Annotated in this window: 11 protein-coding genes; 5 read left to right on the top strand and 6 right to left on the bottom strand. The window is 48.9% G+C overall.

Going from position 1 to position 12030, the window contains the following annotated elements:
• Window positions 1–285 precede the first annotated feature (285 nt).
• From QOR82_RS07715 to cdaA, 5 genes are all read right to left on the bottom strand, one after another.
• Window positions 286–1626 carry an NCS2 family permease gene (locus QOR82_RS07715; RefSeq protein WP_283584197.1) on the bottom strand — a complete coding sequence of 447 codons (1341 nt, stop codon included), beginning with the start codon at window positions 1624–1626 and terminating at the stop codon, window positions 286–288.
• 219 nt (window positions 1627–1845) lie between these two features.
• A complete protein-coding gene (gene glmS, locus QOR82_RS07710; RefSeq protein WP_283584196.1) occupies window positions 1846–3663 on the bottom strand; it encodes a glutamine--fructose-6-phosphate transaminase (isomerizing) in 1818 nt (605 codons plus the stop codon).
• A gap of 163 nt (window positions 3664–3826) precedes the next feature.
• A complete protein-coding gene (glmM, locus tag QOR82_RS07705) occupies window positions 3827–5182 on the bottom strand; it encodes a phosphoglucosamine mutase (protein ID WP_283584195.1) in 1356 nt (451 codons plus the stop codon).
• A 44-nt stretch (window positions 5183–5226) separates the two neighbouring features.
• Complete coding sequence (locus QOR82_RS07700; protein ID WP_283584194.1) at window positions 5227–6105, bottom strand: CdaR family protein; 879 nt, start codon at window positions 6103–6105, stop codon at window positions 5227–5229.
• Complete coding sequence (cdaA, locus tag QOR82_RS07695; protein WP_283584193.1) at window positions 6095–6946, bottom strand: diadenylate cyclase CdaA; 852 nt, start codon at window positions 6944–6946, stop codon at window positions 6095–6097. Before cdaA ends, QOR82_RS07700 begins: the two co-directional genes overlap by 11 nt.
• 156 nt (window positions 6947–7102) lie before the next feature.
• On the opposite strand from cdaA, the gene QOR82_RS07690 reads away from it, so the two are divergent.
• Window positions 7103–7759, top strand: a complete 657-nt coding sequence (locus QOR82_RS07690) for a DUF1361 domain-containing protein (protein WP_283584192.1) — start codon at window positions 7103–7105, stop codon at window positions 7757–7759.
• 161 nt (window positions 7760–7920) lie between these two features.
• Here the strand turns inward: QOR82_RS07690 and murB are convergent, their stop codons facing one another.
• A complete protein-coding gene (gene murB / locus QOR82_RS07685) occupies window positions 7921–8817 on the bottom strand; it encodes a UDP-N-acetylmuramate dehydrogenase (protein WP_283584191.1) in 897 nt (298 codons plus the stop codon).
• A 125-nt stretch (window positions 8818–8942) separates the two neighbouring features.
• Here murB and QOR82_RS07680 point away from each other — a divergent pair, with 125 nt between their 5' ends.
• From QOR82_RS07680 to QOR82_RS07665, 4 genes are read left to right on the top strand one after another with little or no spacing between them, the layout of a single operon-like run.
• On the top strand, window positions 8943–9479 hold the full coding sequence (locus tag QOR82_RS07680) for a 3'-5' exonuclease (protein ID WP_283584190.1): 537 nt from the start codon (window positions 8943–8945) through the stop codon (window positions 9477–9479).
• A 14-nt stretch (window positions 9480–9493) separates the two neighbouring features.
• Window positions 9494–10297, top strand: coding sequence for a Cof-type HAD-IIB family hydrolase (locus QOR82_RS07675; RefSeq protein WP_283584189.1), 804 nt, complete (start codon window positions 9494–9496; stop codon window positions 10295–10297).
• A gap of 2 nt (window positions 10298–10299) precedes the next feature.
• Window positions 10300–11139 carry a Cof-type HAD-IIB family hydrolase gene (locus QOR82_RS07670; RefSeq protein WP_283584188.1) on the top strand — a complete coding sequence of 280 codons (840 nt, stop codon included), beginning with the start codon at window positions 10300–10302 and terminating at the stop codon, window positions 11137–11139.
• Window positions 11132–11953, top strand: coding sequence for a Cof-type HAD-IIB family hydrolase (locus QOR82_RS07665; RefSeq protein WP_283584187.1), 822 nt, complete (start codon window positions 11132–11134; stop codon window positions 11951–11953). Before QOR82_RS07670 ends, QOR82_RS07665 begins: the two co-directional genes overlap by 8 nt.
• Window positions 11954–12030: the final 77 nt, after the last annotated feature.

Raw genomic sequence — 12030 nt, 5'->3', positions numbered from 1 at the left:
TTGGTTATTAAACTAATTCTACCCGTTATGGGTTATTTTTTTAATTTATGTTGCACTTGAATTGTAAATTCTCAGTACAAAAAAATCACCGCCCATACAGGACGGTGATTGGCATAAGAGAGAAAGAGAATTGATTAGAAGGTAAATTCTTTAAATACCTTGTATCTTTATAGTAGCCCTTCATGTAAGCGCTGTCAATGAAAAATTGAAAGAAAACGATCATGAAAAATTACGCCAACGCTACTGAGCTAATTGGGAATTTTCACGACCGTTTAAGATCCAATTTTAGTGACCAGCTGGCAGAACGTTCAGAACGTAAAGCATAATGATGAAGACGATAAACAGTGCCCACATCACGACATTAACGTCTTTGCGACGACCGCAAGCAATCATCATTAACGGATAAGTCAGAAAACCGAAGGCAAAACCGTAAGAAATATTATAGGTCAGCGGCATCCCAACAATAGTCAGGAAGCATGGCATCGCAATTTCAAACTTATCCCAGTGGATGTCCTTCATAGCAGAAACCATCAGCACCCCAACGATAATCAAGGCTGGCGCCGTAACCTGATCGGTAACCACCGTCAGCAAAGGTGAAAAGATCATGCTGAAGAGGAACAAAACAGCAACAACCAAAGCGGTCAGGCCCGTCCGACCACCCATGGCAATCCCGGCTGATGACTCAACATAACACGACGTCGGTGTCGTCCCTAAGATCGAACCGCCGAGCATTGACAACGAGTCAGCCATTAAGGCTTGGCCAATCCGCGGCAAACGATCATTTTTCATCAGGCCGGCTTGCTGGGCCAAACCAACCAGGGTTCCGGCAGTATCAAAGAACGCCACCAGCAAGAAGATCAAAACAACGGCCCACATCTGCGGATCTTTCATCGTCGGTAGATATTTAATGCCAACAGCAAAAGTCGGCTTTAAACTCGGAGCCACACTGATAATGTGACTTGGCATTTTAATCAAGCCGGTCAGCAAGCCGATCACGGTCGTCGCAACCATACCATAAAAAATTGCTCCAGGCACCTTGCGGGCCATCAAAATACCGATAAAGAAGATCCCGAAAATGGTCAGCCAGGTACTTGGCACCTCCAGTGAGCCCAAGGTAACGAGGGAAGACTTGCTATTAACAACCAGGCCCCCGCCCTGCAAACCAACAAAGGCAATAAAGATCCCGATCCCAGAAGCCATTGCCAGCTTGAGGTCATGAGGGATGGCGTTAATCACAATTTCCCGAACCTTCATGAAGGAGAGAATCGTAAAGAGGACGGAAGCGACAAAAACGCCCGCCATCGCTTTTTGCCACGGGATCCCCATCGCAAGGACGACGGAATAAGTGAAGAAAGCGTTGTCACCCAGACCAGGAGCAATCGCCATCGGGTAGTTAGCTAAAAAGGCCATCAATAAACAACCGATGATCGCGGAAAGAGCGGTAGCCGTGAAAACAGCACCCTTGTTCATCCCTGCTGTCCCCAACACGGACGGGTTGACAAAGAGGATATAAGCCATCGAAACAAAGGTCGTTAACCCGGCGACAGCTTCCCGCTTAACGCTGGTCTTATGCTCACTCAAGTGAAACTGGCGATCCAGCCATCGAGCACTGGTTGAATTTTGCATAATCAAAAGACTCCTTAAGTGAAATTAATAATTGCAACACAGTAATAATCGCACAATTGGAGTGATAGTTCAAGCTAATCTTCGTAATTTATCCGATAACCATCCTGAAATGATAATTTTTGTCCGCTTTTTAACGTAATTATTCAACAAAAAAGCACGAAGCCGTTTTCATGCTTCGTGCTGATGTCATTTGAATGACTGTTTCAATGTCAGCTGGTTTTACTGAACCGTCACCGACTTGGCCAAGTTCCGCGGCTTATCAACATCCAGTCCTTTGCCAAGACTCGTGTAGTAAGCCAGCAACTGGGCCGGAACGATGCTGATCAGCGGCGTTAACAGCTCGTTGACATCGGGAATAATGATCGTGTCATCATCCATAGACAGATGGCGAGAGACAATCGTCAAGATTGCGGCACCACGCGATTGGGTTTCTTCCAAATTGCTGCGCGTGAGGCCAGCGGTCCGGTCCTGGGTGATGATCCCGATGACCGGGGTATGATTTTCAATTAAAGCAATCGTCCCGTGTTTCAATTCACCCGAGGCGAAACCTTCTGATTGAACGTAAGAAATTTCCTTGAGCTTCAGTGCAGCTTCGAGGGCGACGCTCCAGTCAACTCCCCGTCCGATGTAAAAAGCATTGCGCGGTTTAGCAAGATAGTGCGCAGCGATCGCAGCAATTTTATCCTTTCCGTCGGTAATCGCCTGAATGCCATTGGCGATGTTAGATAGCTCACTCTTCAACGGGAATTTTTCTGCAGCCGAAATTTCTTTCTTTTGGCCAAGCGCTTTGGCGAGAATCGCCTCGACCGCAATCTGAGCTGTGTAAGCCTTCGTAGAAGCAACAGCGATTTCCGGACCAGCATCGATCAAGAGTGTGTAATCGGCTTCCCGTGACAAAGTAGATTTATCAACATTGGTGATCGTCAGACTTGGCCACTTGTGTTTGTTGACCTGGACCAGCACTTCCCGGCTATCGGCTGTTTCCCCACTCTGACTGAGGAAAATGAAGAACGGATGCTCAGATAAAAGCGGGTGCTCATAAGCAAATTCAGAAGAAATGTGTACCGAAGTGTGAATGCCAGTCAGGGCTTCAAAAATCCGCTGCCCTGCTAAGCCAGCATGGTAACTCGTCCCGGCACCGATAATGTAAAGGTGGTCAGCCTTCATCATCGCCGCCAAAAGATCATCATCAATTACCGGGTCACCATCTGGCAGGTAATGCTGAACGAGTTTGCGCATTACACTTGACTGCTCGTCAATTTCCTTGAGCATATAGAACGGATATGGTCCTTTATCGGTTGCTGAAGCATCCATGTCAACCGTAAATGGCTTGCGGTGCTTTTCGTTGCTATCGAAACTTTCGATTGACACATGATCAGGTTTGACAATCACCAACTCGTGATCGTCAATTTCCATAAACTTATTCGTTTCGTCGATCATCGACATCGCGTCGGAACCAACCATGTTGTAACCGTCAGCCAAGCCGATCAAAAGCGGGCTTTTATTTTTGGCGACGTAAATCGTATCTGCCTGCTCCCGGTCCATCATAGCAAAGGCATAAGAAGAATCAGGATTGATCAGCCGCAAAACCTTTAACAAAGCTGTCTTCGTATCCATCTGGTACTTGGTGACGAAGCGGTCGACCAGCTGAACAACGACTTCCGTATCTGTCTGACTCTTAAAATGAACATCTTGCAGGTATTCTTGCTTCAGCTGTTTGAAGTTTTCGATCACCCCGTTGTGAACCAAGTAAAAACGCTCGTCAGCAGAGTATTGCGGGTGGGCATTCACTTCATTGGGTTCACCATGAGTAGCCCAGCGGGTGTGACCAATTCCTGACATCCCGTTAACATTATCATTAATGGCCGCTTCCAGGTTAGAAATCCGCCCCTTACGCTTGATCAAATAGTCATGCCCATTCATGTCATTGACGTAGATCCCAGCTGAATCATAGCCACGGTATTCCAATCGCTTAAGACCGTTGATCAAAATGGAAACACTACGCTTATTTCCCGTAACACCAATAATTCCACACATTTCTCTCATCCTTTGCTATTATCTAATTGGTATAGACGAATTTAAAATCCGCTGCTTTTTAATTACCTTAAGATAATAACAATCGCGGCCACTATTGTCAATTGGAAAGTCCCAATTGGTCTAGCAAGCCGCGATAGCGTTTCCAAGTTGATGAAACAGGCATTTAGTCGACGCCAAATTCCCGCCGTGCCACTTCGACGATCTTCATTACATAGGTATGTACCAATTCTTTAGTTGGGGCTTCCGCCATAATCCGAATCAGTGGTTCCGTCCCACTCGCCCGAACCAGGACCCGTCCGTCACCGTGCATTTCAGCTTCGACTTCTTCGGTGATCTTCTTCAAAGCCGGGTTGGCGAGGGCCGCCGCCTTGTCATCTGTCTTAACATTGACCAGCTCTTGTGGGTAGTCCTTCACCGGTGATGCCAATTCAGCCAGCGGCTTCCCACTTTCTTTAACAACCGACAAGAGCTGCAATGCCGTCAGCATACCGTCACCCGTTGTATTGTGGTCCAAAAAGACGATGTGTCCGGACTGCTCGCCACCGAGGTTGTAACCATTCTTGAGCATTTCTTCGACAACGTAACGGTCGCCAACCTTGGTCTTAACACTCTTCATACCGTTAGCTTCGAGCGCCTTGTACATCCCCAAATTGGACATGACCGTAGTGACGACGGTATCCTTCTTCAACTTCCCTTGCGCGTCCATTGCCTGGCCGCAGATAAACATGATCTTATCACCATTGAAGATATTGCCATCAGCGTCAACCGCAATACAACGGTCGCCGTCTCCGTCAAAGGCGACCCCAAGATCAGCCTTATTTTCAACAACCGCCTTTTGCAACTGTTCTGGATGGGTAGAACCGCAATCAAGGTTAGTATTCAAACCATTCGGGGTGGCATTAATCGCCGTGAAGTCAACGTTCATGTCAGCAAAGAGGTTGCTGACAAAACCGCTCGTCGCCCCGTTAGCCGCATCAACAACAATCTTCATCCCGCTCAGGTCCGTCGAAATCGTTGACTCCAAGAAAGAAACATACTTCAGCGCCCCTTCGCGGTAATCTTCGACCGTGCCTAAACCCTTATCGGAAGGACGCGGCAGCTTGTCTTTGTCTGCATCGAGGAGCTTTTCAATTTCGGCTTCCAGGTCATCGGACAGCTTAAAGCCGTCGCTACCAAAGAACTTAATCCCGTTGTATTTAATCGGGTTATGGCTAGCCGTCAGCATTACCCCGGCATCAGCTTCCTGGGCACGTACCAAGTAGGCAACTCCGGGGGTGGTAACAACACCAAGCCGCAGGACTTCAATCCCGACTGATAAAAGTCCGGCTACCAAAGCGTTCTCCAACATTTGACCCGAGATCCGGGTGTCCCGAGATACCAAGACCTGCGGCTGTTTCCGTTCGGAATGTTCCGTGAGAACATAGCCGCCGGCCCGGCCCAGACGGAAGGCCAATTCTGGGCTTAAATCTTCGTTAGCAACACCACGTACACCATCAGTTCCAAAATACTTTAAGTTCATAATTATCTCCTTATCTTGGCGGATCCGTTGCCCGCTAATCCTTATTAATTGTTGCTGCTATTGTCGGCAGATGAAGCGTTCGAAGAACTGCTGCTACTGCTTTGCTGATTGCTATTATCGTTATCACTGTTCCGGTTATTGTGACTCGAACTGCTGCTTGATTCGTCACTCCCGCTGGATGAGGACGAACTCGAAGACGTCGAGCTGCTGGAAATCGGAACCACCACTGAAACGTAATTAGGGCTAATAATTACATTCAGAATGTGCCCATTCTTGTCCAAGGCTTGCAGGGTTACTTGGCGGTGCAAGTCAGCAGTGGCATTTTTCGGCACGTTAACGTAAGCCACGACCCGGTTTACCTTCCGCACCTCATCGCGCGCGCCACTAATCTGCACATGAGTCATCGACAGACGCGGCGTCCCGACGTGGTAATTGCCATTAACGTTGCGCGAACTCAGCCTTACCTGAACCGGCTTGGTAGCCATCGCCCGTGGTTGAATGTTCACGTTGATGCTGGAGGGCATAATTGTGTAACGCAATTCGGAATTTAATCCCGATTGTTTCAAAGTGACCGTGTGACGGCCAATGTCCAGACCAGTCAGATCAGCATAGACCTTGAAATTCTGCGTGTTCGAGGTGGTTGTCGCTAATGCCGACGGACCGCTGACCTTTACCCGCACGTACTGCGGATAACCCGTGATGACATATTTTTGGTTGTTAGTCTTTAGTTGTAATGGCACCTTGATAGTCACCGATTTGTTGGACATCAAAGCGCTGTTCTGTCCGCTACGGGTATTTTGCCGCAGAAAACCGTCCTTGCTACCGTTGACATAGACAAACAAAAAGATGGCGAGGACCAGTGACGCAATCCGCAAAAACCAAATGTTGCTAAAGAAACCGTCATTATTCTTGTTACTTTTCACGGCTACCACCTCCCCGGCCGAATAACCGTTCCAGGAGCAAATTCCAACGATTGCTGTTATTGCTCTGGGTGTTAGCCTTGTAAAGCTGCGATCGCATAAACTTCAAATAGTCCTTTTGTGACATATTACGCATCAATTCATTATCTTTAGTCAGCGAAACCTCTCCGGTCTCTTCCGAAATCACGATGGTCAAAGCATCGGTAACTTCACTGATCCCCACAGCGGCCCGGTGCCGGGTCCCTAGATCTTTCGGAATCAGCTTGCTGTCCGAGAGGGGCAGGTAGGCTGCCGCTACCGCGAGACGGTTATCCTTGATGATAACCGCCCCATCGTGCAAAGGGGTGTTGGGAATGAAAGTATTGATGAGTAGGGCCCCAGTGACTTCAGCGTCCAAGGGAATTCCCGTTTCAATATACTCTTCGAGTCCCGTCTCCATCTGAATAGTAATCAACGCCCCGATCCGCCGTTTCGACATATACTGAATGGCTTGATCGAGCTGTTGAATCAGGTTTTCGGCTTCTTCATTGCCAGATCGAGAGCGGGCGATAAAGGTCCCGCGGCCCAGGTGCTCCAAGCCCCGCCGAATTTCAGGCTGAAAGATGATCACGATGGCAATGACACCCCAATTGATAATCTGATCCATCACCCACGAAACGGTGCTAAGTCCGACATACCAGCTAATCAGTTTGACAACCAGGATAATCACGATTCCCCGAAAGAGCTGGACTGCCCGCGTCCCACGGACCAATAGCAGCATCTCATAAATCAGAAACCAAATGGCCAAAATGTCGACTAGACTGACAAGGCTCCGCCACGTGAGGAGTGACGCAATTGTTTGCATTCTTGAGATCCCTCCCCTAAATTACTTTCACATTATATCATTTTCCGCGAACAGGTGGCTAAGGGATGAAAAGTTTATCGGAGCCGACTAAAAACAGGCCAAACAACTGCTTCTTTGGTAGAATACTCATAGTTATTAACTGAAAGGAGAAGGATAATGCCCCGGCTGTCTTATCACAATAGTGAACGTCTCTTTATGGTGTTGTGGATTATCGTCCTTTTTTTCACCATGAAAGCCCCTTATAATTTCATGACCTTTAACGTCTTCTTAGCTGCCGTTCCAATTGAACTGGGCTTCCAGCTCCGCCGTTTCACCGACAAGCGCTCACTGGCTTTCTGGGGACTATTAGTACTGTGGTTACTCTTTTACCCTAACGCGCCTTATGTCATGACAGATCTCTTCCACCTATCATGGCTCCATCCTCACACGGCCGTGTCTGGACTCTTGCGGACGGATCCGCACATGTGGATTACTTTTTGCCTAATGGTGACCAGTGCCTTTGCGGCCGCGCTCTTTGGGACTGTTTCCCTGCTAACTGTCAGCCGGCTTCTCACAATGGTGACAACCCCGCATCACTTAGGCCTTCGCTACCTATGGATTACACTCTTTACAATTTGCTCCAGCATTGGCATTTACATCGGTCGTTTTCTGCGGCTTCACTCCTTTTACCTTCTGATGACCCCGAGCTGGTTCTTCAAGCAGCTGATGAGTATTTGGAAACCACAGATGTGGGCCTTCACCCTCGCTATGACCTTTACCCAGCTGCTATTAGCCGTCCTCGTTCACCAAATCCGGCGTTCCGCTCACGAATAAGAGGTGTTTTCCTTGTTTCGTAAAATTGCTCTTACGATCCTAACTGCCACCATCGCACTCATCGCTAATACCAAAATTGCGAAGGCCCCAGCCCGCAAATATCACAAATAAGGCTTCAACCCCATCAGATGCGGGCTGAAGCCTTTATTATTTCTATTTTCTTAATCGCGGCCGATAATTCGCACTTCCGTTTCCAACTGAACGCCAAACTTGGCCTTCACCGTTTCCTGTACGTGCTTGATCACCGCCTGATAGTCACTGCCAGTGCCACCGCCGATGTTGACGATGAAGCCCGCGTGCTTCTTAGAAACCTGGGCTCCCCCAACGGTATAGCCCTGCAATCCAGCATCATGGACGAGCTTACCGGTGTAGTGACCCTGGGGCCGCTTGAAGACGCTCCCGCAAGATGGGTACTCCAGCGGTTGCTTAGCCCGCCGTCGCGCGTTCAAGTCTTCCATCTTTGCGGCGATGGCGTCGTGATCCCCCTTCTTCAAACTGAAAGTAGCATCCAAAACGACCCCGTGGTTGTCCTGGACTGCACTGTGCCGGTAACCAAAGTCAAGTTGTTGGTTATTGAGAACCTGGATCGTTCCATCAGCTAGCATGATCGTCGCCTGACTGACTACAAATTTTGTTTCGCCGCCATAAGCGCCGGCGTTCATGAAGACGGCGCCACCAACGCTGCCGGGAATCCCAGCGGCAAATTCAACCCCCGTCAAGGAATGATCACGAGCAAACTTGGTTACGTCAATGTAAGCGGCCCCCGCCTGGGCGATCACATTATCGCCATCCAGCTTAATAGTGTTCATCTCCGTCATGATCATCGTCAAGCCGGCAATCCCGCCATCCTTAACGATCAAGTTACTGGCATTGCCCAGGTTGGTCAGCGGCATCTGGTGCTGCCGGCAATAGTCTACCAATTGGCGCACCTGGTCAACACTCGTGGGAAAGGCCACCCAGTCGCCCGGGCCACCCGTTTTAGTATAAGTATAGTTGCTCAACGGTTCATCTTTTTTGATTTTGATCGCTGGAAAAAGCGTTCGCAAATCTTCTGTCATTTTTAATCCTGCTTTCGAAAATTATTACTCACACATTGTAACACCACTAACTTGGTGAAAGTTCTTTGCCACTGTATAATAATCACGTTAGACCTGAAGCGCAAATAATGGAGGTGGAACGGTCAATGAACTTTGTCGCAATGGATTTTGAAACGGCGGCGGGGCCGCGAGATAGTGCCTGCTCACTCGCTCTGTCGATTGTCCGGCACAACCAGATCGTAGATGAATTTTACAGTCTGATCAACCCGCAAATGCCATTTTCATGGCGCAACACTCAGATTCACGGCATTCACGAGCGTGACGTTGCCGACGCGCCAATCTTCCCAGAAGTATGGGAGCATATCAAGAACTTCTTTACCCCGGAACAGCTGGTTGTCGCCCACAACAACCGTTTTGATAACAGTGTCCTGACCAAAACTTTGGAGCACTACGGGATCCAGCCACCGGCCTACCTGACACTCGATACTGTCCGGACCAGCCGACACTTCTTCCCCCAGCTGCCCAACCATAAACTCAACACGGTGGCCGACGCCTTGCAAATCGACCTGCACCACCATCACAACGCCCTCGATGACGCTCAGGCCTGTGCGGACATCTTAATTTATCAGGACCAACATTTCGGCCCCCAGCAGTTAAAACCGTTCATTAAAATGCGAGGCTAACAAAGGAGAGAACAATGATTAAAGCAGTTGCTGTTGATATTGACGGAACTTTTTTAGACGATCACTACCACTATGACAAGGAGCTCTTCCAGCGAATTTTCGCAGAGATGCAGCGTCAAGGAGCCCACTTCACCTTCGCTTCTGGCGACCAGTACGCCTTCCTGCAGTCTCTCGCCCCGCAAGACGCCAAGGCGATCAGTTACGTTTCCGACAACGGGGCAATGGTCGTCGATGAAGGCGGCCAGCTCGTCTCGTGCGGCAAGTTCAACCCGACCTTGCTACCCCAGGTAATCAAATTTCTACAAGCAGCCGACCCCAATGTTGATTACGCCATTTCGGGTCCCGAATGCCTTTATGTGCCGGACACCATGTCCGACGAGGTTTTGCAAATGATGATTGCGCCCTATCCTAAGCGACGGGTCTTTCACCAGCTCAGCGACATCAAAGGGCCAACTTTTAAGATCGTTACTCATGTTCCAGAAGCGATCAAACACGACTTTTATCAGCAGCTTGTCGATCGTTTTGGCGATCAATTTCGTGTAACGATCAGCGGTTTTGGCTGGGTTGACCTGATCATTCCCGGCTGTGACAAGGGTAATGGACTGAAAAAACTCCTTAAACGTTGGCATCTTTCTCCTGACGAACTGGCCGTCTTTGGCGATGGAGAAAATGATTTGACAATGTTTAAGCTCGCCGGCCACGCCTACGCGATGGCCAACGCCAATGACACCGTTAAGGCTGCGGCAACCGACATTGCCCCCTCTAACAATGAGCAGGGGGTCTTGCAGGTGATGGCTGGTTTCTGGGGACTTCAATAAATATGATTGATTCATCATTGATTAAGGTAGTCGCAACCGACATCGACGGTACCTTTCTCACATCGTTAGACAACAGACGGACCTTCGATCATCAGTTGTTTCAAAAGGTTTTTGCCGAATTGCAGAAACGCCAAATGCATTTTGTCTTTGCGAGTGGTGAACCCTATGACAGTCTACGCGAATTGTTGCCTCAGTTTGCTGACCAGATTGCTTACATCGCCGACAACGGTGGGCGGGTTGTTGATCGTGGAACAGAAATCTTCCACGGCCAGTTTGCCAACCAGACGGTCCATGAGATCGCCCATTTCCTCGATCAACTGCCCGGAGCTGTCTATAGCATCTGCGGGCTCGATTCAGACTTTGTGGCCAACAGTCAGCCCGCCTTTTACCGGAAACGAATCAGCCATTTTTACCCCAACCTGACCACCATCAATTCCTTGGATGAATTGCACGGGCCAATTTTTAAATTTGCCATGGACTGCCCGAAAGAATTATCCCAGCAATATTGTCAGCAGATCGAAGCGCATTTCGCCGGTCGAGTCCAAGCGACGAGTAGCGGACTGGGGTCGATCGACTTGATCATCCCTGGCCTAGATAAGGCCTCAGGCTTGCGCAAGCTGCTGCAGCATTGGGGACAGAAAGAAAAACAGTTAATTGCCTTTGGCGATGGGGAAAACGACATCACCATGCTCCAGTTGGCTAAATATTCGTATGCCATGAAAAATGCCCCGGCCCAGATTCAAAAAGTTGCCAAGTACCTAGCACCCAGCAATGACGATCAAGGGGTTCTACACGTTCTGGCCAAGCTCTTCGCCACAAACAAGGAGGATTATCATGATTAAAGCAGTTGCAGTTGACGTCGATGGTACTTTTTTGTCAGACAAAGGCTTTCCAATCAAGGGACAAAACCGGAGCTATGACCGCCAACGTTTTCAGCACATCTACTACAAAATGAGGCAGATGGGGGCTCATTTTATCATTGCCAGCGGTGACCAATATGAATATCTCCGCACCCTGATCCCCGACGAAGCTGACGATGCAGCCTTCGTTGCCGATAATGGCGGCCTCGTAGTCGACCAAAACCAGGAGGTCGCTTGTGCTGAATTTACCCCGGGAATTCCCGAACAAGTTGGTCGCCTGGTTGAGAGTCTGCCCGGCGTTTGCTACACTTATTGCGGCGAAAACGGCTGGTTTATTCCTGAGGATCAGCCGGCTGAGTTTAAGGAAAACATGAAAAATTACTCGGTTCGCCGACAACTAATCCGCAGTGTGGATGAAATTAAGGGTCGCATTTTTAAGCTGGCCCTGGTCGTCCCTAGCGAGAAGACTTTCGAATATCAGCAAATTATCCAGCAGCGTTTTGGCAACGATGTTTACCCGACTGTCAGCGGTAACGGGGCAATTGACTTGATTGTGCCAGGAATTGATAAGGCGGCCGGCCTGAAAAAATTATTGATGCGCTGGCACTTAAAACCCGAAGAACTGATGGTCTTTGGGGATGGCGAAAATGATATTACCATGATGCATCTTGCCAGCCAAGCCTACGCGATGGCCAACGCTCCGGAAAACGTTAAACAAGAAGCTGACCATATCGCCCCGAGCAATAATGAACAAGGAGTCTTGCAGGTGATGGCAAGGGAATTCGGGGTAAATTAATATGACGAATTGTCAAACTAAGTGCAACGGTTCTTCAAAAAATATCTCAAACGGTGTTTGATAGTTTAATATTTTTC

Origin of the sequence: Limosilactobacillus difficilis (genome assembly GCF_947387495.1) — a bacterium.
Taxonomy (GTDB): domain Bacteria; phylum Bacillota; class Bacilli; order Lactobacillales; family Lactobacillaceae; genus Limosilactobacillus; species Limosilactobacillus difficilis.
Note: the sequence above shows the minus strand (reverse complement) of the source record. Positions and strands in the feature narration are given on the sequence as shown.

Coding starts and splice junctions, on each gene's coding strand:
- glmS (WP_283584196.1), bottom strand. CDS start 3,663: ATGTGTGGAATTATTGGTGTTACGGGAAATAAGCGTAGTGTTTCCATT.
- QOR82_RS07670 (WP_283584188.1), top strand. CDS start 10,300: ATGATTGATTCATCATTGATTAAGGTAGTCGCAACCGACATCGACGGT.
- QOR82_RS07715 (WP_283584197.1), bottom strand. CDS start 1,626: ATGCAAAATTCAACCAGTGCTCGATGGCTGGATCGCCAGTTTCACTTG.
- murB (WP_283584191.1), bottom strand. CDS start 8,817: ATGACAGAAGATTTGCGAACGCTTTTTCCAGCGATCAAAATCAAAAAA.
- QOR82_RS07675 (WP_283584189.1), top strand. CDS start 9,494: ATGATTAAAGCAGTTGCTGTTGATATTGACGGAACTTTTTTAGACGAT.
- glmM (WP_283584195.1), bottom strand. CDS start 5,182: ATGAACTTAAAGTATTTTGGAACTGATGGTGTACGTGGTGTTGCTAAC.
- QOR82_RS07680 (WP_283584190.1), top strand. CDS start 8,943: ATGAACTTTGTCGCAATGGATTTTGAAACGGCGGCGGGGCCGCGAGAT.
- QOR82_RS07665 (WP_283584187.1), top strand. CDS start 11,132: ATGATTAAAGCAGTTGCAGTTGACGTCGATGGTACTTTTTTGTCAGAC.
- QOR82_RS07690 (WP_283584192.1), top strand. CDS start 7,103: ATGCCCCGGCTGTCTTATCACAATAGTGAACGTCTCTTTATGGTGTTG.
- cdaA (WP_283584193.1), bottom strand. CDS start 6,946: ATGCAAACAATTGCGTCACTCCTCACGTGGCGGAGCCTTGTCAGTCTA.